Source organism: Rhizobium sp. 05L429 (assembly GCF_056397645.1).
Genome location: NZ_JBFTNV010000003.1, coordinates 238,242 through 260,987, shown reverse-complemented (window position 1 = coordinate 260,987; position 22,746 = coordinate 238,242). Strand labels below are relative to the sequence as shown.

At 59.5% G+C, this 22,746-nt stretch carries 21 protein-coding genes; 11 read left to right on the top strand and 10 right to left on the bottom strand.

The genetic code is table 11. From position 1 onward, the window contains the following. Positions 1–23: 23 nt before the first annotated feature. Together AC1DNW_RS04490 and AC1DNW_RS04485 are read left to right on the top strand one after the other, a co-directional pair. Positions 24–533 (top strand): hypothetical protein, encoded by a 510-nt coding sequence (locus AC1DNW_RS04490; RefSeq protein WP_477852063.1) that lies wholly within the window; start codon positions 24–26, stop codon positions 531–533. Positions 534–820: 287 nt separating this feature from the next. Next, entirely contained in the window at positions 821–2,935 is a 2,115-nt protein-coding gene (locus tag AC1DNW_RS04485; protein WP_113298687.1) for a carboxy terminal-processing peptidase, read from the top strand. Positions 2,936–3,136: 201 nt separating this feature from the next. Here AC1DNW_RS04485 and AC1DNW_RS04480 read toward each other — a convergent pair whose 3' ends face one another. Together AC1DNW_RS04480 and AC1DNW_RS04475 are read right to left on the bottom strand one after the other, a co-directional pair. Further along, a complete protein-coding gene (locus tag AC1DNW_RS04480; protein ID WP_477852062.1) occupies positions 3,137–3,814 on the bottom strand; it encodes a glutathione S-transferase family protein in 678 nt (225 codons plus the stop codon). Between the two features lie 11 nt (positions 3,815–3,825). Further along, positions 3,826–4,251 (bottom strand): DoxX family protein, encoded by a 426-nt coding sequence (locus AC1DNW_RS04475; RefSeq protein ID WP_477852061.1) that lies wholly within the window; start codon positions 4,249–4,251, stop codon positions 3,826–3,828. 78 nt (positions 4,252–4,329) lie between these two features. Here AC1DNW_RS04475 and AC1DNW_RS04470 point away from each other — a divergent pair, with 78 nt between their 5' ends. Further along, positions 4,330–4,773: a MarR family winged helix-turn-helix transcriptional regulator gene (locus AC1DNW_RS04470; RefSeq protein ID WP_477852060.1), complete on the top strand. Its 444-nt coding sequence runs from the start codon at positions 4,330–4,332 to the stop codon at positions 4,771–4,773. Between the two features lie 78 nt (positions 4,774–4,851). Here the strand turns inward: AC1DNW_RS04470 and AC1DNW_RS04465 are convergent, their stop codons facing one another. Next, on the bottom strand, positions 4,852–5,598 hold the full coding sequence (locus AC1DNW_RS04465) for a histidine phosphatase family protein (RefSeq protein ID WP_477852058.1): 747 nt from the start codon (positions 5,596–5,598) through the stop codon (positions 4,852–4,854). A gap of 343 nt (positions 5,599–5,941) precedes the next feature. On the opposite strand from AC1DNW_RS04465, the gene AC1DNW_RS04460 reads away from it, so the two are divergent. Next, positions 5,942–6,535, top strand: a complete 594-nt coding sequence (locus AC1DNW_RS04460; RefSeq protein WP_113298691.1) for a transglutaminase-like cysteine peptidase — start codon at positions 5,942–5,944, stop codon at positions 6,533–6,535. Positions 6,536–6,693: 158 nt separating this feature from the next. Here the strand turns inward: AC1DNW_RS04460 and AC1DNW_RS04455 are convergent, their stop codons facing one another. The 3 genes from AC1DNW_RS04455 to AC1DNW_RS04445 all read right to left on the bottom strand — a co-directional run bounded on the left by AC1DNW_RS04455 (position 6,694) and on the right by AC1DNW_RS04445 (position 8,830). Beyond that, the gene (locus AC1DNW_RS04455) at positions 6,694–7,026 is read right to left on the bottom strand and encodes an Atu4866 domain-containing protein (RefSeq protein WP_477852057.1); all 333 of its coding nucleotides are present in this window, start codon (positions 7,024–7,026) and stop codon (positions 6,694–6,696) included. A 109-nt stretch (positions 7,027–7,135) separates the two neighbouring features. Further along, positions 7,136–7,684 carry a nuclear transport factor 2 family protein gene (locus AC1DNW_RS04450; RefSeq protein WP_477852055.1) on the bottom strand — a complete coding sequence of 183 codons (549 nt, stop codon included), beginning with the start codon at positions 7,682–7,684 and terminating at the stop codon, positions 7,136–7,138. A gap of 87 nt (positions 7,685–7,771) precedes the next feature. Next, positions 7,772–8,830: an aldo/keto reductase gene (locus AC1DNW_RS04445; protein WP_477852120.1), complete on the bottom strand. Its 1,059-nt coding sequence runs from the start codon at positions 8,828–8,830 to the stop codon at positions 7,772–7,774. A gap of 99 nt (positions 8,831–8,929) precedes the next feature. On the opposite strand from AC1DNW_RS04445, the gene AC1DNW_RS04440 reads away from it, so the two are divergent. After that, positions 8,930–9,820, top strand: a complete 891-nt coding sequence (locus AC1DNW_RS04440; protein WP_477852054.1) for a LysR family transcriptional regulator — start codon at positions 8,930–8,932, stop codon at positions 9,818–9,820. Between the two features lie 162 nt (positions 9,821–9,982). Here the strand turns inward: AC1DNW_RS04440 and AC1DNW_RS04435 are convergent, their stop codons facing one another. Further along, a complete protein-coding gene (locus tag AC1DNW_RS04435) occupies positions 9,983–10,858 on the bottom strand; it encodes an AraC family transcriptional regulator (protein WP_113298696.1) in 876 nt (291 codons plus the stop codon). Between the two features lie 213 nt (positions 10,859–11,071). Between AC1DNW_RS04435 and melA (AC1DNW_RS04430) the strand changes: the two genes are divergently transcribed. From melA (AC1DNW_RS04430) to melA (AC1DNW_RS04405), 6 genes are all read left to right on the top strand, one after another. After that, complete coding sequence (gene melA / locus AC1DNW_RS04430; protein ID WP_477852052.1) at positions 11,072–12,538, top strand: alpha-galactosidase; 1,467 nt, start codon at positions 11,072–11,074, stop codon at positions 12,536–12,538. Positions 12,539–12,662: 124 nt separating this feature from the next. Continuing rightward, positions 12,663–14,750, top strand: coding sequence for an ABC transporter substrate-binding protein (locus AC1DNW_RS04425; RefSeq protein WP_113308874.1), 2,088 nt, complete (start codon positions 12,663–12,665; stop codon positions 14,748–14,750). 118 nt (positions 14,751–14,868) lie between these two features. Beyond that, positions 14,869–15,876, top strand: coding sequence for an ABC transporter permease (locus AC1DNW_RS04420; protein WP_477852051.1), 1,008 nt, complete (start codon positions 14,869–14,871; stop codon positions 15,874–15,876). Between the two features lies 1 nt (position 15,877). After that, the gene (locus AC1DNW_RS04415; RefSeq protein ID WP_113298700.1) at positions 15,878–17,008 is read left to right on the top strand and encodes an ABC transporter permease; all 1,131 of its coding nucleotides are present in this window, start codon (positions 15,878–15,880) and stop codon (positions 17,006–17,008) included. Between the two features lie 10 nt (positions 17,009–17,018). Beyond that, positions 17,019–18,686 carry an ABC transporter ATP-binding protein gene (locus AC1DNW_RS04410; RefSeq protein ID WP_477852050.1) on the top strand — a complete coding sequence of 556 codons (1,668 nt, stop codon included), beginning with the start codon at positions 17,019–17,021 and terminating at the stop codon, positions 18,684–18,686. A gap of 22 nt (positions 18,687–18,708) precedes the next feature. Next, positions 18,709–20,073 carry an alpha-galactosidase gene (melA, locus tag AC1DNW_RS04405; protein ID WP_477852049.1) on the top strand — a complete coding sequence of 455 codons (1,365 nt, stop codon included), beginning with the start codon at positions 18,709–18,711 and terminating at the stop codon, positions 20,071–20,073. A gap of 56 nt (positions 20,074–20,129) precedes the next feature. On the opposite strand, the gene AC1DNW_RS04400 is transcribed toward melA (AC1DNW_RS04405), so the two are convergent. The 3 genes from AC1DNW_RS04400 to AC1DNW_RS04390 are packed head-to-tail and all read right to left on the bottom strand — an operon-like array spanning position 20,130 to position 22,692. After that, on the bottom strand, positions 20,130–20,624 hold the full coding sequence (locus AC1DNW_RS04400) for an RES family NAD+ phosphorylase (protein ID WP_477852119.1): 495 nt from the start codon (positions 20,622–20,624) through the stop codon (positions 20,130–20,132). Between the two features lie 9 nt (positions 20,625–20,633). Next, complete coding sequence (locus AC1DNW_RS04395; protein ID WP_113298702.1) at positions 20,634–20,984, bottom strand: MbcA/ParS/Xre antitoxin family protein; 351 nt, start codon at positions 20,982–20,984, stop codon at positions 20,634–20,636. Positions 20,985–21,039: 55 nt separating this feature from the next. After that, on the bottom strand, positions 21,040–22,692 hold the full coding sequence (locus tag AC1DNW_RS04390; protein WP_477852048.1) for a GMC family oxidoreductase: 1,653 nt from the start codon (positions 22,690–22,692) through the stop codon (positions 21,040–21,042). Positions 22,693–22,746 lie beyond the last annotated feature (54 nt).

The window sequence follows — 22,746 nt, the reverse complement described above, 5'->3', positions numbered from 1 at the left end:
GCCTGGATACAGAGCATAAAGGCGTGACACATTTCAGAACCGCGGCCGCACCATTGCGCTATGGGGCCGAATTGAAATCGGCGATCAGCACGGCATCTCGCCGTCCACTCCGCTGGGATCTTGTTCCGAGCGATCCCGTAGCCTGCAATCGTAGCCGCTGGCTTGATATCCTCCGAAACAGAGGATTGAATACGTGCTTGCTGTGCTTGCGGCTGAAGTGGACAGGGTCGCTACGCCGGGCGCCAGCGAAGTCTTGGTGTACTATTTTCGTCGCTTCTAAGTCTTCTTCAGCAGGTCAGGACTTCACAAGCGATGACGAGATGGGCTTCATGAAGGTTCTCGTGAGTGCCGATGACGATCGCATCCGTGGCTTCACCATGATCGGCTCGGAGGCCGGCGACGTCGTGGCGGTGGTGCAAACCGCGATGCTGGCGGACCTGGCCTACACGCACCTTCGCGACGCCATCATCGTCCACCTGACGATTGCCGAAGGTCTCGGACCGCTCGTTGCAAACTTAGGGTCTCGATCCTGATCGCCATTGGCCAGAACGACCGGATCCGTCCCTATTGCTTCGGACGGATGCCGCCGCCTGACATGTTCATTGATGTCCAGCCATTTCGATCGCAGTTGATTCGATAGGGCGGAAAAGGAGCGAAGAAGCCGCGAAGACGGCAAGAAAAGCTACCGGCCATCCAACGTTGTTGCCAATCAGAACGGCAAGAATTGCCGCGGATGATCCATTTTGGTTGCCAAAAGACCATAATTGCCTCACCTAGATCACACATCGGCAACAGGTATTAAGAATTGGATCATCGCTGAATGCGCATACACTACGTTTTTCTTGGTGCATTTCTTGCAATCGCTCAGTCCGCATATGCAGAAGTCGCATCGCCTGTTTTGGCCCCGCTGAAGCAACAGGCGCAAGCCGCTCAGTTGAGTGCCCAAGTTCTCACGCGCTTCAGCTACAAGCCCGTTGCACTCGACGACGCCTTGTCGGCCAGGATCATGGATCGGTTCATCAAATCGCTTGATCCAGACCGCGCACTCTTTCTGCAGGCGGACGTCGACAGGTTCATGGCTGACCGCAGCGAGATCGACGATGCCATCGAACGGCAGGACTTGAAGATCCCGTTTGCGATCTTCAACGCCTATGAACAGCGCGTTGTCGACCGCATGAACTACGCGCGCAATTTGCTTAAGCAGGGCTTCGATTTCGGCGCGCAGGAAGATTATTCCGTGCTGCGCGATAAAGAGCCTTGGCCGCAGTCTGAAGCCGAGAGCAATGACCTTTGGCGCAAGCGCGTCAAAAGCGACTGGTTGCGGTTGAAACTAGGCGGTAAAACTGACGCAGCTATTCGCGAAACGCTCGACAAGCGTTATGCCAACACCCTCGAGCGCGTTCAGAAGTATAAAAGCGACGACGTTTTTCAGTCGTTCATGGACGCCTACGCAACGTCGATCGACCCGCATACCGACTATTTCGGCGCGGCCGCTTCGGCTGACTTCAATATCGCGATGAAGCTTTCGCTGTTTGGTATCGGTGCGGTGCTGCAGGATCGCGACGACTATACGACGATCCGTGAGCTCGTGCCTGGCGGCCCGGCGCAGTTGTCCGGCAAGCTCGCAGTCGGAGACCGCATTACCGGCGTTGGTCAAGGCAAGGATGGAGCGATAAAGGAAGTGGTGGGCACGCGCCTTGATGAAGTCGTGCAACTCATACGAGGGAAAAAAGGCTCAGTCGTGCGCCTGGACATCCTGCCGGCGGACGCCGGGGCAGATGGCACGCATCGCGTAGTCAACCTCGTGCGTGACAAAATCAGTCTCGAAAAGCAGGCTGCCAGCAAGGCGGTTCTGTCCGTGGGCGGAGGCGACGCCGCGCGTAAAATCGGGGTGATTACTCTGCCGGTATTCTATGAGGATTTTGAAGCCAAGAGCAAAGGAGACAAGGACTATAAAAGCGCAAGCCGCGATGTCGCCAAGCTTCTCGGCGAACTGAAGCAAGAGAAGGTCGACAGCGTTCTCATAGACATGCGCAACAATGGCGGCGGTTCATTGGACGAGGCGATCGATTTGACTGGTCTGTTCATCGGCAACGGCCCGGTCGTTCAGCAACGCGGTAGCGACGGTAAGGTCGAGATTAGAAACGCTGATTTTGCAGCGCCTGTCTGGAAAGGCCCGGTGGGTGTCCTGATCAATCGCGGGTCGGCGTCGGCTTCGGAGATTTTTGCTGCGGCAATCCAGGATTACGGTCGGGGCGTGATTATCGGTGAACCCAGTTTCGGGAAGGGGACGGTCCAGACCGTCCTCAATCTGGACCGAATGGTTCGCAACAGCAAACCCGAATTCGGGGAGTTGAAAGTGACGATTGCCCAGTTTTTCCGGGTCAACGGCGGTACGACGCAGTTGCGCGGCGTGACACCTGATATCAGCTTGCCGGGACTTTCCGATCCGGCTGTCTTCGGCGAAACCAGTTATGACAATGCCCTGCCGTGGGCGCAGATCAAGCCTGCGGACTATGCGCCTTCCGACACTGTCACGACGTTGCTGCCGACATTGCAAAGCCGGCATGATGCACGGGTTGAGAGCGATCCGGATTTCCAACGCCTGTTAAAGGACATTGCCGACCTTAAGGCGCAGCGCGAGAAAGGGGTCGTCTCCCTCAACGAAGCCGAACGTCGTAAAGAAGCGACAGCGCGAGAAAATCGGCTGAAGTCCCGAGCGCAAGCGGATGGTGGCGAAGATCCTGGTGGAGATGATGGCCTGCAGTCAGACGAGCGCAGCCTGAGCGCTGATATTGCTATTGAGAATGCCCGCAAGAAGGCAAAAGACGTCTTGCTCAACGAGGCCGCCGCCATTGTTGCCGATGAGGCAGATCTGCAGCAAGGCGCGTTAAAGGCAGCCACAAAACAATCGGGAAACACGAACGCAAAATAATTATAACCGAAGGGCGCAACAGTGTGCTCAGCTTTGCGATCATACCGTTCGCAGCGGCGTGATTGCAGAGTGAGTATCAGATGATCGCGATCTGTCTTCGAAGGTAGCTCGAAGCAATCGGCGCGGCGTCGGCCCTTCTCCTGGTGCGATCGATTCACCGCGAAGCAGTGAGGCCTCGCGGTGATGATGGCTGCATGCATCTTAAGCGGTGCTTGCGCGCAGCAGCACGGATTGATGCTTTTCAAGGAAAGCCACAAGACGCGCGTGATAGTCATCAGCCGCCGCCTGCCGAACGCTCGGCCGTTTTGCAAGCGCGCTTCGCCATTTCTGCACCCTGTCCAAACCGTCAAAGATATGATTTTCACCGATCGCATCAAAGACGTCGAAATAGCGGAAGATCGGCGCAAAGACGGCGTCCACCAGACTGAAACCCTCACCGGCGAAGAATGGTCCCCCAGACAGTTCCGCCTCGATCGTGCTGAATCTGGAAGCGATCGCCTTTCCCCTTGCTTTCAAAACTTCGAGGTCGCTGGTCGTTTCGTAGACCCAGAGATCGGCCAGAATCGACGAGCCGAATTCCATCCACCCGCGATGGCGGGCACGTATCAAAGGATCGTGTGGGTGCAGCTTCGCGCCGGCCTGCGTCTCATCGATATATTCGCAGATCGCAGCACTTTCGAAGAGCGCAGTCTGCTGTCCGCTCTCCTCGATCAGCAAAAGCGGAACCTTGCCAAGGGGGGAAATCTCGAGAAACCAATGGGGCTTGTTATCGAGGTCGATGAACTCGCGATCGAAAGGAACGCCTTTTTCGCCAAGCGCGATGGCGGCGCGTTGCACATAGGGGCAGAGATGGTGGGAAATGAGCGTGAATTTCCGCATGGCAGCGATCCTCAAGGGGTCTGGGCGGCGACGAGCGACCGCGATGGATGTAGCGCCAAGGCTCCATTGCCAAGCATCACCTGCGCGATCGAGAGAACGATAAGGTAGAGCGGATATTCCCAGCCGCCGCCCGGCGCGGTGAAGAACCAGCCGTTTGCTCCATGAACCCAGATAATTGCGCCGGCGAGCGCGGGGATAAGCGTCAGGGCCACGGCACGTGTCTGTATGCCGAGAACCAGAAGGGCGCCGCCGATGGCCTCGGCGGCGAAGGTTACATAGGCCAGCCAGCCGGGTAGACCGACGGATACGAAGTAGCCGGCAGTTCCCGCCAGGCCGAACGTCATGAGTTTCAGAATGATGCTGTGCGCGAGGTACATCGTGCCGAGGCTGATGCGCAGCAGGGCGGTTGCGTAAGGCACGGACGTTTCCATTGGCATGGTGTCTGTCTCCAATTATAGATGCATATGCATATAATTACCCTTGCGATTGCCGTCAATATAGATGTACTTGCATCTATGAAGAATCGAAACGGCCCATCGGAACCTGTGACGCAGGCGTGGATCAGCATCATGCGCGCCCAGCAACGCCTGCTGAATGCGATAGAGACAGACTTCAAGAATGCCGGCCTGCCATCGCTCAGCTGGTACGACGTGCTCTGGGAACTCGCGCGCGCCGAAGAGGGCAGACTACGTCCCTTCGAGATCGAAGAACGCACCCTGCTTGCGCAGTATAATCTCTCGCGTCTGATCGACCGGTTGCAGCGCGAAGGCCTCGTCAGCCGGGAAGCCTTTGCTGAAGACGGGCGCGGCCGTTGGGTCGTGATTACGCAAGCAGGGCGCTTGCTTCGCGAACGCATGTGGGCCGTCTATTCAAAGGCAATTGATGCCCATGTCGGAGCCAAGCTTGATGATCAAGCGGCCGCATCGATTGTTGCTCTACTGTCGCGTTTCACTGGTTAGGCGACAGGGGATGCTGCCCTAGGAAGTTCAGCGGTTCAACCCGTCGCAGGGTGCCAAGCCCAGCGGCATTGATCGCCATTAGACGCTGGTTTTCGGTGCGATCGTCAGCTCCGAACCATGAGCGCCGCGCATCTCCGTCGCTCCGGCCGGGTCACGGTCGTCGGCCTTGTGCAGAAGCGTCGAGCGATAGCCGCCCGCATGCGTGCCCTCGATCAGCGTCACATCGGCGTTGCCCGGATTGTCGGAGCGCTCGAACCATTCGACGCTGTGATGCAGGAAATTCATCTCGAAGGCACGGTTGGTGACGCCGTGGCCGACGATAACAGCGGTGTCGTTGCCTTTGCCGATATCATGCATGACGGTCAGCAAAAACATCCGTACCCGCTGGGCGACATCTGCCCGGCTCTCTCCATCAGGCGGGCGGGCATAGAACTTGCCGCTGTTGTTGCGAAGCCGCGCCCATTTCTCGAATTCTTCCGGAAATTTGCGCCGCTGCTCGGCGCGGTCGTAGATTTCCGTAAACAGGCCGAAATCCTGCTCCCGTAGCAGATAATCCTCATGCACATCGCTGATGGTGTCCGCTGGCAAGGCCTCGACGATCGCGTCCTTGGTCTGGCGCGTGCGCAGATATGGCGAATGCCAGATGGTCGCCCTCGGCGCAGCGGCAGGCAGCGCTGCAAGATACGAAGCGATGCCACGCCCGGCCGCCAGCGCCTGCCGGTAACCCCATTCCGTCAGCGGAACATTGTGATCGCCGAACTGCCGGTAGGCGCTCTCGCTGATGTTGCCGAGAGATTCGCCGTGTCGAACGAGGAAGATGCGCATGTCTGTCCGTCTACGCTGAGGGTGAGAACATCATGACGGGCGCGGAGGTAGTGTGCAATGGCCGACAACCTGATCGAGTGACGATCCCCTAGTTCGGTTTACTTGGCTTTTTAAACCGGCAGCTTGTCGCCGCCATTGAAAACGGCCATCCGGTGCGCTAGTTTAAATTGTTATCTGCCATCACAGATTCATATGGTTGTATTTGAAAGACGATCGTTTCTGGAGACATAGGCCTGAAATCATCGATCCTGGACATAGCTCCAGCCAATCGAACGAGACTGTTCCTTCACCGATGGCAATTGACTTGTGCCTCGGTCGTTGAACTGGTGCACGGAGGTAGCAAATGTCTAGGCACAAACTGGCAATCGTTGCGACACTTGCATCGCTGCTAGCTGTTCAGACTGCCGAAGCCGACGGTCCTGCTGGCGCTGCTCGCGGCTTGAAGACGGCGCCGGTATTCAGCTATATTCTCGAAAAACGCCGGACTGCCGCCCCTTTTGCGCATGTGATGTTTTGCGCGCGATATCCAGATGAGTGTACTGCTCGCGGCGAGGCTTCCGAAATCCCCTTGACCCCTTCTGCCGACAAGCAGCTTCAGGCCGTCAACACCTCGGTCAACCGCTCGATCCGCCCGGTTGACGACCGATCCGATCAGGGGGATGTCTGGCAGGTGAACGTCAAGTCCGGCGATTGCGAGGATTTTGCGCTGACGAAGCGGGACCACCTGATCGCGATGGGCTGGTCGTCGAAGGCACTGCGTATCGCCGTCACCAAGACGCCCACCGGCAAGGGCCATGCGGTTCTGGTCGTTAAGACCGATCGTGGCGACCTGGTGCTCGACAACCGGACAAATGCGATCCGAAACTGGAAGGATGCGGATCTTCGCTGGCTTATGATCCAGTCAGGTGAAGACCCGCGCATATGGTACGAACTTTAGATGCACCGGCATTGCATGCCCTTGGACACATGCGGCGCACGATCTCCAGCGTCTTGCCAAAATTCATCCTGTGTCATGCCAAGGCTCTTGCGATTGTCCCCGACAACGAAGGCGAGGAACTCGGTGCCAAAACGGCGGATGTCATTTTTACGGCGCAGCTAGCGTTTTGTACGGTCCGTAAGGCGGCGCAAAACCATGCCGCCGTGGTGCAGGGTGTTTGCGTCGACGAAGTCGCCATCGGCCGTGAAGCCGGTGTCGTCCCAATATTCGATATGTACGCCGATTACTTCGTAACGCCCTTCATAGGCGCGTTCGCGCCTACCGCGTGCCTCGACATAACGCCCGGTCGGCAGAAGTTCGTGGCGAACATGACCGTCATCGGTCACCCACATGCCGGTATAGGGATGGTTTGTCTTCAAGTTGGCTTCCTCAGCTTGTACGGATTGGCTCAAGAACGTGGCCGTCATCAGGACTGCAAATGCATACCTCATGGTCGGGCTCCTCAACGCCTGTTGATATTCTGGTTGCGATGATGAATTGCAGTGTGCGCAGGGTCCGGCGGGCGATGCGAGAGGCCGAACCACAGCCGGACTGTGACCGCTATCGTGCACGCGGCTCGTTGTTTTCGACAACCTGCTGGTAGGCGACGAGGTCCAGAAAGGCCTCGGCCTCGACAACAGAGCCGTCCTTCATCCGGAATATCCAAACGAACTGGTTGCGATAAGGTGCGCCGGAGGTTGTCGTGGCCGACCCGTTGAAGCGGATGATGACCATGTCTCCATCCGCAAAGATATTATGCACCTGCGGCAACACGGGGGTCGTCAGACGGCTAGTAAGAGGCCCTGACCCTCGCTCGACGAAGTCCTCGAGACTGCGGTAGGTGCCGGCCACCGGGCCGGAGCCGTGGATTGTCCAGACGACGTCGGGCGCGAGAAGCTCGGCAAAGACGTTGCCACCTGCACGCCATTTCTCGAATGCCGTGCGAACGATGGCCTTGTTCTGTGTCTCCACGGCGGTGTCCTGGATTTCCACACCGGCGCCTGGCGCGGTTTCGGCATGCGCCGGTCCGATGATGGCCAGGAATGCTGAAGCGACCAGCAATTTGCGGCACGCCCTGTCAAGGTGGTTAGGCAGTGAGGAAAAGGTCATGGTATCATTCCTTTCTTCGGGTTGATGAAGAGCGAGAAAGACCGCCGTGGCCGCACGCCTTCATGCATGTTGGTCCTCTTTGTCTGCTCAGATGCGGCGAGCCACTGAAGCTTCGCCGAAGATGAGTTGCTGGACCAATGGGCGTTCCACGAAACGGGCCGGGAATATCGGATCTGGGTCGCTTACCCGGTTCAGGCGATCGAGGTGGTCTGGCGACAGCACCACGTCCAAAGCGCCGAGATTGTCCTCTGCCTGGGCAACAGTGCGGGCGCCCATGATGGGGGACACAACCGAGGGGTTCGCCAGTGTCCACGCAAGGGCCACCCGGGACGGTGTCGACCCCACTTCCTCGGCAACCGCGCGAACCTCGTGCGCAATCTCGATCGAGCGCTCGTTCAGATGCCCGGACGAAGCGATAACGCCCTTGCGGCTGGGGGACACGGCTGCCTCTCGTGAATCCTGAACGTCCGCTCGGGAGTATTTGCCGGTCAGCACGCCGCCCCCTAGCGGGGACCACGGAAGGACGCCGAGGCCCAAGGCTGCGGCCATCGGTAGGAGCTCGTGCTCGACGGTGCGTTCCACAAGACTGTACTCGATCTGGAGCGCGACGAAGGGCGACCACCCGCGCATGTCTGCGAGCGTCTGCATTTGCGCGACCCGCCATGCGGGCGTATTGCAGATGCCGAGATAGAGGATCTTTCCCGACCGAACGAGATCGTCGAGGGCGCGCATCACCTCATCCGGCTGGGTCGTCATGTCCCATCCATGCAGATAGAAGAGATCGATGCGATCCGTTCCGAGTTGTCTGAGGCTCTGCTCGGCAGACCGTATTATGTTGAGGCGATGGTTTCCGCCCGCATTGGGGTTGCCGGGCTCGCGTGACATCGTGAATTTTGTCGCGATGACGAGCCGCTCACGCTTGTCGCCGACGAATTCTCCGAGGAGGCGTTCGGCGCCGCCGTTGGTATAGTTCACCGAAGTATCGATGAAGTTGCCGCCCCGATCGACATACAGATCGAAGATACGACGGGCTTCGGCACTGTCGGCACCCCAACCCCATTCCGATCCGAAGGTCATGGTGCCCAGGCTTATGGGCGAAACGCGCAAGCCCGAACGGCCCAGCAGCTTGTAGTTATTCAGCATCATCTTGTCTGCCATCTCCAATTTACCGAGCCAAACGTACAGGCTCCCAAAAGAGCGGACAACTTGCCCAATCATAACCACTCTGGTAACTTCATCTAACCAATGGCTGTGGATCTGAATGGCATCTCTGTTTTTCTGGCCGTCGCGGAGGCGAAGAGTTTCCGCGCGGCCGCCGAGCATCTGGGTGTTACGCGGTCGGCGGTGAGCCAGACGATCCGTCGCCTCGAAGACCGGCTCGGCGTGGCACTCGTTCAGCGAACGACACGGAGCGTCAGCTTGACGGAAGCTGGCGAGCAACTTTATCAGCGCGTGGCGCCGGCCATTTCCGAAGTTGGTCTAGCCCTTGAGGCCACCGCCGATCAGGAAATCGCTCCGAACGGCCTTTTGCGGTTGGCAGTGTCCTCGATTGCGGAGCGGTTCATCTCAGGGCCGCTGCTGTCGGGCTTTGCTGACGCCTATCCTGCCGTTCAAATCGATGTGACCGTCACGGACGAGGAATTCGATATCGTGGCGGAGGGATATGACGCGGGGGTGCGGCTGGGCGAAGTGATCGACCAGGATATGATCGCCGTCCCGGCATCCGGCGAGCAACGTCAGTGCGCGTTTGCCGCGCCTTCCTATCTCGAGCGTTTCGGGAAGCCCTCGCATCCCTCGGAACTGGCCCAGCATCGCTGCATCGGCTGGCGTCCCGCACCCCATACCGCACCTTATCGTTGGGAGTTTGGCGAGAATGGACGTGAGTTCGATGTGGCGGTGAATCCTCAGATCACCACCAATGACATGTGGTTGATGATCCGCACGGCCCGGGCGGGGGGAGGCATCACGTTTGGCATGGAAGAGACCTTCAGGCCTTATGTCTCATCCGGCGAACTGGTGCCTCTTCTGCAAGAGTATTGCCCGTCGTTCGCAGGCTTTTTCCTCTACTTTCCCAACCGGCGTAATCTCGCCCCGAAGCTGCGTGCCCTGGTCGAGCATGTGCGGCGCCGGCGATAGTACTGACATTCCCATCGACGCGATCGTGCAGATTGCGTTCGACATGCCGGTTAGTTTAGGCAACCCGCACGTCGCGGTTCGACATGACGCCACAAAATGCCGCCCCCTTAAACTTCGATAGCGCGTGGGCGTTTGCGGGATAGTCCGATCGGTTTCCAACCCCTACCGGCTGCGGCCGATGCTCGCATACATGCCTGTCGTGCGGAATTCGGTTGGCGTGATGCCATAAACGCGCCGGAAGACCTTGGCGAAATAGTTCGCATCCTCGAAGCCGCACATGATCGAGACTTCCTTGACCGGAAGGAAGTCCGCCTTGGTCAACAGCTTTGCGGCGCGCTGCAACCGTTGCTGCAGGACATATTCGGCGGGCGGCACACCTTCGCTTTCCGCAAAGCTGCGGGAGAAGTGCGCGCGGCTCAAACCGACGATCGCCGCAAGCTCGCTGACCGGGAGCGTTTTTTCCAGATTGATATTGATATGGTCGATCACGGGCTGCATGACGCTCTGTTCGGCCATGAAGGCCGGCGCTCCGAAGATGTCGTCGTATAACGCCATGGCGGCTTCGTAGGCGATCGCCGAGGCGGAGCCCGGCGTGTTTGCACCCCTGACGAGACGCAGGCTGCAATCTGCCAGATGATCGACGGTCGATTGCTGCAGTTTCAGCACCGGCCCTGCTAAAGCCAGCACCATCTTGTGGATGCGCAGCGTCTCCTCGCCGTTCATCGAGATCCAGAAATATTCCCAGCGCTCGCCCTTTTCGAGCCAGTAGCGGTGATTGTGGGGCACCATCACCATCATCGTATCGCCGCTCTGGAGCTTGTAGTTGCGGTTCTGGTAGCGCAGACGGCCGGTGCCGCTGATCGTATGCTGCAGCACCGTGAACGGCGTCTGGCCGCGCTTTCTACCGTCCCAGTCATAGGTTTCGGCCTCGCGCACCTCATATCCGGCGCTCGTCGGCATGGCGTGCAGACGCTGGCGTCCGCGTGGCAGCGAAACCGTCCTCATCGACTGTCCGTTGGCGATCAATTCCTGCAGCACAAAATTACCCTCGAAAGCATAATCCTTCTCTGGCCGCCCTGCCGAATATGCGCATAATCCCGTCTCACAAGAGGAAGAGATCACGGTCGAAAGAACGGCCGGGAGGAATACAGGTACGATTTTCTGTATTTTGGACGACATACGCAAGGCGTGCCGACCAGCCCTCCTTAACCGCCTTTCTACCTAGCATTTGATCGGATCGAGGTGAAGGATATGAGTTTCAAAATCGCTATTATCGGGGCAGGCAGCGTCGGCTTCACAAAGAAGCTCTTCACGGACATTCTCTGCGTGCCGGAATTCAAGGACATCGAATTCGCGCTGACCGACCTCAGCGAGCATAACCTCCAGATGATCAAGGCAATTCTCGACAAGATCGTCGAGGCAAACAAGTTGCCGACCAAGGTGACAGCGACGACGGATCGCCGCAAGGCGCTTGAAGGCGCACGTTATATCATCAGTTGCGTGCGCGTCGGCGGGCTGGAAGCCTATGCCGACGATATCAGAATTCCCCTGAAATACGGCATCGACCAGTGTGTCGGCGATACGATCTGCGCCGGCGGCATTCTTTACGGTCAGCGCAACATTCCGGTCATCCTCGACTTCTGCAAGGATATCCGGGAGGTCGCAGCACCGGGTGCGAAGTTCCTGAACTACGCGAACCCGATGGCGATGAATACCTGGGCGGCCATCGAGTATGGCAAGGTCGACACGGTCGGCCTCTGCCACGGCGTTCAGCATGGTGCGGAGCAGATTGCCGAAGTGCTCGGCGCCAAGTCGCAAGGCGAGCTTGACTACATCTGCTCGGGTATCAACCACCAGACCTGGTTCGTCGATCTGCGCCTCAACGGCCGCAAGATCGGCAAGGACGAGCTGATTGCCGCCTTCGAGGCGCACCCGGTCTATTCGCAGCAGGAGAAGCTGCGCATCGACGTGCTGAAGCGCTTCGGCGTCTATTCGACCGAGAGCAACGGCCATCTCTCCGAATACCTGCCCTGGTACCGCAAGCGGCCGGACGAAATTACCCGCTGGATCGACATGTCCGACTGGATCCACGGCGAAACCGGCGGCTATCTGCGCCACTCGACCGAGACCCGCAACTGGTTCGAGACGGAATTCCCGCAATTCCTCGCTTCGGCCGAAAAGCCGATCGATCCGGCCAAGCGCTCCAACGAACACGCGAGCCACATTCTCGAGGCGCTGGAGACCGGCCGGGTCTATCGCGGCCACTTCAACGTCAAGAATACCGGGGTCATTACCAACCTGCCGTCCGACGCCATCATCGAGTCGCCCGGCTTCGTCGATCGTTTCGGTATTAACATGGTCTCCGGCATCACCATTCCGGAAGCCTGTGCGGCGACCTGTGTCTCGTCGATCAATGTCCAGCGCATGTCGGTGCATGCGGCAATATCAGGCGATATCGATCTCCTGAAGCTCGCGGTGTTGCACGATCCGCTGGTCGGCGCCGTCTCGACGCCGGAGGAGGTCTGGCAGATGGTCGACGAAATGGTCGTCGCCCAGGCCCGCTGGCTGCCGCAATATGCCGATGCCGTGCCGGCTGCCAAGGAGCGGCTGGCGAATTCAAAGGTCAAGACGAGGGAGTGGGAAGGGGCTGCACGCCGCAATGTTCGCTCCATTGAAGAACTTCGCGTCGAAAAGGCGGCGCTGAAGCAGGCCGTTTAAGTCGTGGATGGAGGAAGCTGCGGCAGGGTCTACGGGAGGAAGATCCGCCGCACCGAGGCTTTTTCCATCGCCGTTTGAGGAGAAGCGGAGACGCTGCAAGCGCTCCGAACAAGAGGGAGAGACGATGACGAATTTCCGTAAGATCGGCATCCTGGCAGGACTGGCGCTTGGCGTTTCAGTCGCCGCCATCAATGCCTACGCATCCGAGCCGACAGTACCTCCGGCTCCGCCCGCGTTCCCGGCGGAAGGCAAGATCAAATATGTGTCCCGCGACTCCATTCTGGAGTTCAAGGCGCTGCCGGAATATCACGAACCGGACTGGCTGACGAAAAACTTCGTCGCCACCGGCAAGCTTCCGGCAGTCAAGGATCGCCTTCCAAAGGAACCAATGGTCTTCAAGACCGAAAATATGCCTGATGGCACCGGCGTCTACGGCGATACGATGCGCCATGTGATCGGCGGCCGGCCGGAAGGCTGGAATTACGGTGCCGGCCAGACACAGGGCTGGGGTGGCATCGATATCGGCCTCTCCGAATGCCTGACGCGCACCGCGCCGCTCTTCCAGGTCGAGGCCAAGGATACCGAGCCGCTGCCGAACCTTGCCAAGGGCTGGGAATGGTCGCAGGACGGCCACAAGCTGACCATGCACCTGGTGGAAGGCGCCAAGTGGTCAGACGGGGCGCCATTCAATGCCGATGACATCATGTTCTATTGGGAAGACGAAGTCATCGATCCGAACGTCTCGCCGCTCGGCGGCGGTGCGTCGCCGGAGGCTTTCGGCGAGGGAACCACGCTCACGAAGATCGACGACTACACGGTCGAATGGACCTTCAAGGAAGCCTTCCCGAAGCAGTATCTCTATACGATGGCCTATCCGAACTTCTGCCCGGGGCCGTCGCACATCCTCAAGCCTCAGCATCCGAAATATTCGAAGAACACCTACGACCAGTTCAAGAATGCCTTCCCGCCGGAATTCATGAATATGCCGGTCATGGGCGCCTGGGTGCCGGTCGAATACCGGCCTGATGATATCATCGTCATGCGCCGCAACCCCTATTACTGGAAGGTCGATGAGAAGGGCAATCAGCTGCCTTATCTCAACGAACTGCACTACAAGCTCTCGACCTGGGCTGACCGTGACGTGCAGGCCGTTGCCGGCTCCGCCGACTTCTCGAACCTCGAGCAGCCGGAAAACTTCGTGGCGTCGCTGAAGCGCGCCGCCGAAAAGACCGCTCCGGCGCGTCTCGCCTTCGGTCCGCGCCTCATCGGCTATAACCTGCGCATGAACCTCTCTGCCAATGGCTGGGGTGATCCGGATGCCCGCAGCCAGGCAATCCGCGAGCTCAATCGCAATGAAGACTTCCGTAAGGCCGTAACTATGGCGTTCGACCGCAAGGCGATCGGCGACTCTCTCGTCAAGGGACCGTTCACGGCGATCTATGCAGGCGGTCTGTCTTCGGGCACCAGCTTCTATGACCGCAATTCGACGGTTTACTATCCTTTCGATCTTGCGGGGGCCAAGGCACTGCTTGCTAAGGTCGGCCTGAAGGATACGGATGGCGACGGCTTCGTGAACTTCCCGGCCGGAACCGGAGACGGCAAGGACGTCGAAATCGTGCTTCTCGTCAATAACGGCTATGCCACCGACAAGAGCCTTGCCGAAGGTGTCGTCGGCCAGATGGAGAAGCTCGGCATCAAGGTCATCATCAATGCTCTTGATGGTCCGAAGCGCGACAATGCGCATTATGCCGGCCAGTTCGACTGGCTGATCCAGCGTAATACGTCGGAGCTCGCCTCCGTGGTGCAGAATACCGAACAGCTTGCCGCTGTCGGCCCACGCACCAGCTGGCACCATCGCGCCGGCAAGGGTGACCAGCTCGATCTCCTGCCTTACGAGAAGGACCTTGCCGACATCGTGAACAAGTTCCGTGCGAGCCAGGACAATGACGAACGTGTCGCGCTCATGAAGCAGTACCAGAAGACCGCGACCGAACATGTCGATACGGTCGGCCTCACGGAATATCCGGGCGCGCTGATTATCAACAAGCGCTTTTCGAACATCCCTGAGGGCACGCCGATCATGATGTTCAACTGGGCTGAAGACTCCGTCATCCGCGAACGCCTCTGGGTGGCTGCTGACAAGCAGGGCAAGTACGAACTCTTCCCTGGTCAGCTTCCCGGCAAGCCCGGAGACAAGGGTCCCGTGAACTAAGAGCTCCCTCCCGAAAGACGAAACTTCCGGCCGCGCGTGCAGCGCGCGGCCGGTCAGAATCAACGAGCCGGCCGCGCTGGAGACGAGCGACTGGCGGCAAGGAGAAGCGAACCGTTCGATGTTACGATTCCTGCTCATGCGCATCGCTTCGGCGATCCCCGTCCTCTTCATCCTGAGCGTGGTGACCTTTGCCATCATTCAGGCGCCGCCCGGCGACTATGCCGACTACATCCGCTCGCAGCTGATCAATCAGGGCGGAGCCTCCTTCGCTCAGGCCGATGCGCAGGCCGAGGCCTACCGCGTCGAACATGGACTCAATAAGCCGCTGGTCATCCAGTACGTGAACTGGATCAAGGGCATCGTGACCGAAGGCGATTTTGGCTACAGCATGTTCTACAACAAGCCGGTTGCCGATGTGGTCGGCGAGCGCCTGCCGCGCACGCTGGCCCTGGCGCTGGTCTGCCACATCTTCGCATCGATCCTCGGTATCAGCTTCGGCATATGGGCGGCGACTCGCCAATATAGCTGGATCGACAACCTGCTCTCGGGTGTCGCCTTCCTCGGCATGACGGTACCGCGCTTTCTGATGGCGCTGATCATCGTCTACCTGCTGGTCTTCCAGTTCAACGTCACGGAAATCGGCAGCTTCTTCTCGCCGCAATATGGCGGGGCGCCGTGGTCCTGGGCGAAATTCATGGATCTCGTCAGCCACGTCTGGCCGGTCGTTGCGATCGCTACCTTCGGCGGGCTGGCCTACAATATGCGCGTCATGCGCGGCAACCTGCTCGATACGCTGAATGCCCAATATGTTGAGACGGCACGTGCCAAGGGGCTCTCGGGTGGCGCGGTCGTCATGCGCCATGCCGTTCCGAACGCGCTGCATCCGCTTGTCATGTATCAGGGCGTCGTGCTTCCCTACATGCTGACCGGCGAGATCGAAACCGCGATCATCTTTGCCCTGCCGACCGTTGGTCCGGCCATCGTCGGCTCCATGGCGATCGGTGATGTCTATGTCACCGCCACCTTCATGCTGGTGCTGTCGGCAACGCTGATCATCGGCAACATTATCGCCGATATGCTGCTTGTCATGCTCGATCCTCGGGTCCGTCAATATGGAGGAGCCTGATATGTTTGCCTTCGACTCTTCCCCACCCCCGCCGCATGAAGAGGCAGTTAAGAATAGCGGCCACGGCAATGAGAGCTATATGGCGCTGGTCTGGCGCCGCCTGCGGCGCTCCTGGACCGGCATGATCGGCCTCATCCTTGTCGGCCTGCTGATCATCATGGCGATATTTGCCGATTTCATTGCGCCATTGGATCCAAAGGCGACCGATGTCGGCTTTGCGCCGCCGCAGCTCATCAGCATCCATGATAAGGAAGGCAATCTTGTCTGGCCGCGCGTCTATGCGCTGGCGGATTCCGAAGAACTCGATCCGGTTACCTTCCAGCCGGTCGTCGGCCTGGACTATGACAATCCGCGTCTGCTCGGCTTCTTCGTCAGGGGGGCGGACTACAATCTACTCGGTCTCATCCCGGCCAATCGCCATTTCTTCGGCACGGTCGATGGCCAGCCGGTGCATTTCCTCGGCACCGACAAGTTCGGTCGTGACGTCCTGTCGCGCGCCATCATCGGCTCGCGCATCTCACTGATGATCGCACTGACAGTAGTCTTTATCGTCACGGTCGTCGGTACCACCGTCGGCATGGTCTCGGGTTATTACGGCGGCGCCTTCGATGTCTGGGTGCAGCGTTTCGTCGAGCTGGTGCTCGCCTTCCCGCAATTGCCGCTCTATCTGGCGCTGACGTCGCTGATCCCGATCACCGCGCCGACCAATGTTTTCCTCGCCTTCGTGATCTTCGTCATGTCGGCGCTTGGCTGGGCGCAGATGTCGCGCGAGGTGCGCGGCAAGACGCTGGCGCTGGCGCGCATCGAATATGTACGGGCGGCGATGGCGGTTGGCGCCACCGACCGGCGCATCATCTTCCAGCATATTTTTCCGAACGTGATGAGCCACGTGATCGTCGCCGTCACCATCCACATTCCGAGCGTCGTGCTGCTCGAATCCTTCCTCGGTTTCCTCGGCTTTGCCGTGAAGCCGCCGCTGATTTCCTGGGGCCTGATGCTGCAGGATACGGCGAACTATTCCGTCATCGGAACATATCCCTGGATTCTCGCCCCCGTCGCCTTCGTGCTGATCACCGTCTTTGCGTTCAATGCGCTGGGCGACGGTCTGCGCGATGCGGTCGATCCCTATTGAGGTGATGAAGATGGCTCTTGCTCTCGTCAGTTCCTTCGCCCCGCCCGTCCGTCACGACCATGACGGACGCAAGGAAAGTCCTGTTATCGACGCGCGCAATATCGGCGTGAATTTCAAGGTCGAGCACGGCACCGTCGAGGCCGTGAAGGATATTTCCTTCCAGCTCTACCGCGGCGAAACCATCGCCATCGTTGGCGAGTCCGGTTCCGGCAAGTCGGTGACGGCGCGCACCGTCATGGGGCTGCTGTCCAAGCGTGCGGTCATCTCGCCGCGCTCGAGCGTCGAATATGACGGTGCCAACATCCTGAAATTCTCCGAGAAGGCTCGCCGCAAGCTGCGCGGCGACCGGATCTCGATGATCTTCCAAGAGCCGATGAGTTCGCTGAACCCGATCTATACGATCGGCAGCCAGATCGTCGAGGCAATCCGCGTCCACCGCAAGATGAGCCGCAAGCAGGCCGATGCCAAGGCGCTGGAACTCTTGAAGCAGGTGCAGATCCCCGATCCTGAAGCGCGGCTGCGGCAATATCCGCACCAGCTCTCGGGCGGCCAGCGGCAGCGTGTTATGATCGCCATGGCGCTTGCCAATGATCCCGATGTCCTGATCGCCGACGAGCCGACGACGGCGCTCGACGTCACCGTCCAGGCGCAGATCCTCAATCTCATCCGCAATCTGCAGACGGAGTTGCGGATGGCGGTGATCCTCATCACTCATGACCTGACGGTCGTGCGCAAGTTCTCCGACTATGTCTACGTGATGCAGCATGGCGAGATGCGCGAGCACAATATAACCGAGCAGCTCTTCGCCAATCCCCAGCATCCCTATACCAAGCATCTGCTGGCATCCGAGCCGCGCGGCCAGGCCAATCCACTACCGGAGGGATCGGATATCATTCTCGACGCCCGTGGCGTGCGTGTCTCCTTCATGATGCGCCATGGCGGCTTCTTCAAGCCGGAGCTGCGCGAACTGGTCGCCGTCGACAGCCTCAATCTGACGCTGCGGCGCCATGAGACACTGGGCTTGGTCGGTGAATCCGGCTCGGGCAAGACGACCTTCGGCCAGGCGTTGCTCAGGCTCAGCGACACGGACAATGGCGAGATCTATTTCGATCGCCAGCCGATCCACGGCAAGTCACGGGCGGAAATGCGGCCCCTGCGCTCGCGCATGCAGGTCGTCTTCCAGGACCCGTTCTCGTCACTCAATCCGCGCATGACCATCGGTCAGATCATCGAGGAAGGGCTGGTCGTCAACAAGCTCGGCGCTACCAAGGGTGAACGTCTGGACAGGGTTCGCGAAGCGCTAGTGTCCGCCGGCATGCCGGGCAATATCCTCTCGCGCTTCCCGCATGAATTCTCCGGCGGCCAGCGCCAGCGCATCGCCATCGCGCGGGCAATTGCGCTGGAGCCGGAATTCATCCTGCTCGACGAGCCCACCTCGGCGCTCGACCTGTCGGTTCAGGCGCAGATCATCGAACTGCTACGCAAGCTGCAGGATGAGCGGGGCCTCAGCTATCTCTTCATTTCGCATGACCTGAAGGTCGTGCGCGCCCTCTGCCACCGTGTCATCGTCATGCAGCGCGGCAAGATCATGGAAGAGGGCCCTGTCAACGAAGTCCTTTCCAACCCCAAGACACCCTACACCGAACGGCTCGTCAAAGCCGCTTTTGACGTAGCCTGATTTCAGAATGCCGGAGGTTCATATGGCAAATCCCAGAATAGCGTTCATCGGAGCTGGCTCCACCGTTTTCATGAAGAACATCGTTGGCGACATCCTGCAGCGTCCGGCGCTGTCAGGCGCCACGATCGCGTTGATGGATATCAACCCGCAGCGCCTTGAAGAAAGCGCCATCGTCGTCAACAAGCTGATCTCGACGCTTGGCGTGAAGGCGAAGGCGGAAACCTATGGCGACCAGCGTAAGGCGCTGTCGGGTGCCGATTTCGTCGTCGTCGCTTTCCAGATCGGCGGGTACGAGCCCTGTACGGTGACGGACTTCGAAGTGCCGAAGAAATACGGCCTGCGCCAGACGATCGCCGATACGCTCGGCGTCGGCGGCATTATGCGCGGTCTCAGAACCGTGCCGCATCTCTGGAAGATCTGCGAGGACATGCGCGCCGTCTGCCCGAACGCCATCATGCTGCAATATGTAAACCCGATGGCGATCAATACCTGGGCGATCTCAGAGAAATATCCTGACATCAAGCAGGTCGGTCTCTGCCACTCCGTGCAGGGCACGGCAATGGAACTCGCCCACGACCTCGACATTCCCTACGAGGAAATCCGCTACCGCTCGGCCGGCATCAATCACATGGCCTTCTATCTGAAGTTTGAGCATCGTCAGCCGGATGGTTCCTACAAGAACCTCTATCCCGATCTCGTGCGCGCCTATCGTGAGGGACGTGCGCCGAAGCCCGGCTGGAACCCGCGTTGCCCCAACAAGGTGCGTTACGAGATGCTGACGCGGCTCGGCTATTTCGTCACCGAAAGCTCGGAGCATTTCGCCGAATACACGCCCTATTTCATCAAGGAAGGCCGCGAGGACCTGATCGAGAAATTCGGCATTCCGCTCGATGAATATCCGAAGCGCTGCATCGAGCAGATCGCCCGCTGGAAGGGGCAGGCGGAAACCTATCGCTCGGCCGAGAAGATCGAGGTCCAGTCATCAAAGGAATATGCCTCCTCGATCATCAATTCGGTCTGGACTGGCGAACCCTCGGTCATCTACGGCAATGTCCGCAACAATGGCTGCATCACCTCGCTGCCGGCAAACTGCGCCGCAGAAGTGCCGTGCCTCGTCGATTCCTCCGGCATCCAGCCGACCTATATCGGCGATCTGCCGCCGCAGTTGACCGCGCTGATGCGCACCAACATCAACGTCCAGGAACTGACGGTCCAGGCGCTGATGACGGAAAACCCGGAGCACATCTATCATGCCGCAATGATGGACCCGCACACGGCTGCCGAACTCGACCTCGACCAGATCTGGTCGCTGGTGGATGAGCTGCTTGCCACTCATGGCGACTGGCTGCCGGAATGGGCGCGGCCGAGCAAGGTCCGTGCCGCTTGAGAGACCAATAGACGATCAGCGCCGGTTACATAGCCGGCGCTGGTCGCGCCACGCGGTCAGGACAATCTGCCTTCGTCGTCGATCAGGGTCAGGCGGCAGGGAGCTTTCTCGCTCCATAACCACAGCACGAGATTGAGATCGTCGATTCTGGCCGCGGGAGCAAAACTTCTGACCAGCAGTCCGTGATAGCCGTCGGACACCAGCCGGCGCGCAAAGGTCTGCGTTCTTGCTTCTCCATTCACCTTCATCTCGTCGCGCCAGCTCGCCCCGGTAATCGCTGCAGCGTCCATTCCGAACGCCTGAAGGGCGGTCTCGTCCCTGACGTCGAAGATGCGCTCGATCTCGGCCTCGTAGGAGACGAGGGTGGTCGGCTGCAGGCTGCCGACCTGGTTGGCCTCCCGGAGCGCCGTCAGAACTGACAGGGACGTATAGAGCGCCGGCATCCCCTTGGGATTGAACCGGCCGCCATAGAGTTCGGCGCCGCGACCGGAAAGCGGCTGGCGCGCATAGACCGGGTTCAGCGCACGGTAGAGCTTTCCTTGGTAGCGCATCATAAGCGACTAGGCGTGAACGCCGGCGTCGATCGCATCGATATAATCCATGACCTCGTCGGCCCGTCCGTCGCGGACCAGCTGCATGGCTGTCTGGCCCGAAAAGCCGGACAATGGCTCGGAGCGATACCAGGCATAGGCCATCAGCGCCGAGCCGAAGCGGGGTTCGGCCTTGTTGACGACTTCGATCATTTCGCGCAGGCGTCGCTGCGTCTTGTCGGAACGGATGCGATCCTTGCGCTGGATGGCATCCTTGCCGAGACCGGCGGTGCGAGCAATCTCCTCACTGGTCGTGCGGAAAGCATCGGCAATCTTGCGCGGTGCAAACAGCCCATCATCCGCATATTGCGCGAGGCCCATGATCCATCTCCATGCCAATGTTATTGACGTTATATAGCGTCAAAATGAGCGGCATTCAATGGTAATCCCTGCGGATCATATCGGCTGCCTTGGAGCCGATCGCTATGGCCGGTGCGTTTGTATTGCCTGACGGGATGAAGGGAATGATCGAGCAATCGATCACCCGCAGCCCCTCGAGCCCGCGGACCTTCAGCGTACCGTCGACCACAGCCATGGGGTCGCTCTCCGGCCCCATGCGCAGACTGCCCGAGGGATGATAGTTCGTCTTGACGGTCTGGCCTGCGAATTTCGTCAGCGCGTCTTCGTCCTGCAGCGCCTTACCGGGCAGGATCTCCATTGCGATCTTCGAGCGGAAGGGTTCCGTTTCCAGAAGCTGCCGCGCCGTCTTCAAGGACGCGAGAGTCAGCCGCAGATCATCGGGATCTCCGAAGAAATTGCAGTCGACGAGCGGTTGGTCGGCGGGATTGGCCGAGCGCAATTTCACGCTGCCGCGTGCCTTTGGCCGCAGCAGGCAGGAGGTGAAAGTCACGCCCCAGGTCGGCTTGGCAGAGGAGACGTCGCGATCGAGATAGACGATCGGTGCGCAATAGAGCTGGATCGTCGGCCGCTCGCCGCCATCGGGGTCGTAGAAGAGGCACGATTCGATCCCCGTCGTCGTCACAGGCCCGGAATCGAAGAGCAGGTATTGCAAGCCGTTGCGGACCATCGGCCAGCCCTTGTCTTCGCCGAAATAGCCGGACTTGCCCTTCGTAGTGGCGATGACGGGAACTTCGTGGTGATCCTGCAGATTGGCGCCGACGCCGGGCAGGTCGGCGACCACCTTGATGCCGTGTTCGCGCAGGTGATCGGCAGGGCCGATCCCTGAAAGCATCAGCAGCTTGGCGCTGTTATAGGTTCCCGACGCGACAAGCACCTCACGTTCGGCCGTGGCTTCGTGGGTCTGGCCGCCCCGCGTATAGGCAACGCCGACCGCGCGGCCGTTCCGGATGATCAGGCGGTCGACGCGCGCTTCTGTAATAATCTCAAGCTTCTTGTCGCTAGCCAGCGGATCGAGAAAGGCTTTCTTCGCATCCGACCGCTCGGTCCGGCGACCCCATTTGGCGAAGGTGTGCTGCATGATGCCGACGCCATTCTGCCTGACGCCGTTGAAATCGGGATTATAGGGGTGGCCGAGCCCTTGCGCGGCGAGGATGAAATCCTCGGTCGTATCCGAGATATGGCGCGGCTCGGAAACGCGCAGATTGCCGGAAATGCCGTGGAATTCGTTGTTGAAGCGGCTATTGGCCTCGATATTTTTGAAGTGCGGCAGCATGTCGGCATAAGACCACTCGGTCCCGTTGCCGAGATAGGCGGACCAGCTATCGTAATCCTCCTTCTGGCCGCGCATATAGACCATGGCATTGACCGCGCTGCCACCGCCGAGCGCCCTGGCGACCGGCACGATCGGCCCACGGCCGCCAAGCTGTGGCTGTGGCACCGTATGGTGCATTTCGAGGAAATCGTCGCGGGCGAGATATTTCATATAGCCGGCTGGAAAGGACATCAGCTTTGCTGTGTCACGCGGCCCGCGTTCAATGATCAGCACCGAAAATCCGAAATCCCGCACCAGCCGCATGGCCGCAACGGAGGCAGCAGACCCGCCGCCGGCAATGATAAAATCGTAGCTCTTGCTCACATTTCCCCCAACCGCCCAGATCGCGCGGATCATGACACCTGCCGACTCGCAGCCGCTCCGGCAAAGCGTGCGACAACAATCACATAG

Bases quoted from the DNA above. Each gene is read 5' to 3' on its own strand.
- AC1DNW_RS04455 (WP_477852057.1), bottom strand. From the start codon at position 7,026: ATGAGGTATGCATTTGCAGTCCTGATGACGGCCACGTTCTTGAGCCAA.
- AC1DNW_RS04470 (WP_477852060.1), top strand. From the start codon at position 4,330: ATGAAGAATCGAAACGGCCCATCGGAACCTGTGACGCAGGCGTGGATC.
- AC1DNW_RS04415 (WP_113298700.1), top strand. From the start codon at position 15,878: ATGTTTGCCTTCGACTCTTCCCCACCCCCGCCGCATGAAGAGGCAGTT.
- melA (WP_477852049.1), top strand. From the start codon at position 18,709: ATGGCAAATCCCAGAATAGCGTTCATCGGAGCTGGCTCCACCGTTTTC.
- AC1DNW_RS04480 (WP_477852062.1), bottom strand. From the start codon at position 3,814: ATGCGGAAATTCACGCTCATTTCCCACCATCTCTGCCCCTATGTGCAA.
- AC1DNW_RS04440 (WP_477852054.1), top strand. From the start codon at position 8,930: ATGGCTGTGGATCTGAATGGCATCTCTGTTTTTCTGGCCGTCGCGGAG.
- AC1DNW_RS04420 (WP_477852051.1), top strand. From the start codon at position 14,869: ATGTTACGATTCCTGCTCATGCGCATCGCTTCGGCGATCCCCGTCCTC.
- AC1DNW_RS04485 (WP_113298687.1), top strand. From the start codon at position 821: ATGCGCATACACTACGTTTTTCTTGGTGCATTTCTTGCAATCGCTCAG.
- AC1DNW_RS04465 (WP_477852058.1), bottom strand. From the start codon at position 5,598: ATGCGCATCTTCCTCGTTCGACACGGCGAATCTCTCGGCAACATCAGC.
- AC1DNW_RS04445 (WP_477852120.1), bottom strand. From the start codon at position 8,830: ATGATGCTGAATAACTACAAGCTGCTGGGCCGTTCGGGCTTGCGCGTT.
- AC1DNW_RS04425 (WP_113308874.1), top strand. From the start codon at position 12,663: ATGACGAATTTCCGTAAGATCGGCATCCTGGCAGGACTGGCGCTTGGC.
- AC1DNW_RS04460 (WP_113298691.1), top strand. From the start codon at position 5,942: ATGTCTAGGCACAAACTGGCAATCGTTGCGACACTTGCATCGCTGCTA.
- AC1DNW_RS04400 (WP_477852119.1), bottom strand. From the start codon at position 20,624: ATGCGCTACCAAGGAAAGCTCTACCGTGCGCTGAACCCGGTCTATGCG.
- AC1DNW_RS04390 (WP_477852048.1), bottom strand. From the start codon at position 22,692: ATGATCCGCGCGATCTGGGCGGTTGGGGGAAATGTGAGCAAGAGCTAC.
- AC1DNW_RS04475 (WP_477852061.1), bottom strand. From the start codon at position 4,251: ATGCCAATGGAAACGTCCGTGCCTTACGCAACCGCCCTGCTGCGCATC.
- AC1DNW_RS04450 (WP_477852055.1), bottom strand. From the start codon at position 7,684: ATGACCTTTTCCTCACTGCCTAACCACCTTGACAGGGCGTGCCGCAAA.
- AC1DNW_RS04395 (WP_113298702.1), bottom strand. From the start codon at position 20,984: ATGGGCCTCGCGCAATATGCGGATGATGGGCTGTTTGCACCGCGCAAG.
- melA (WP_477852052.1), top strand. From the start codon at position 11,072: ATGAGTTTCAAAATCGCTATTATCGGGGCAGGCAGCGTCGGCTTCACA.
- AC1DNW_RS04410 (WP_477852050.1), top strand. From the start codon at position 17,019: ATGGCTCTTGCTCTCGTCAGTTCCTTCGCCCCGCCCGTCCGTCACGAC.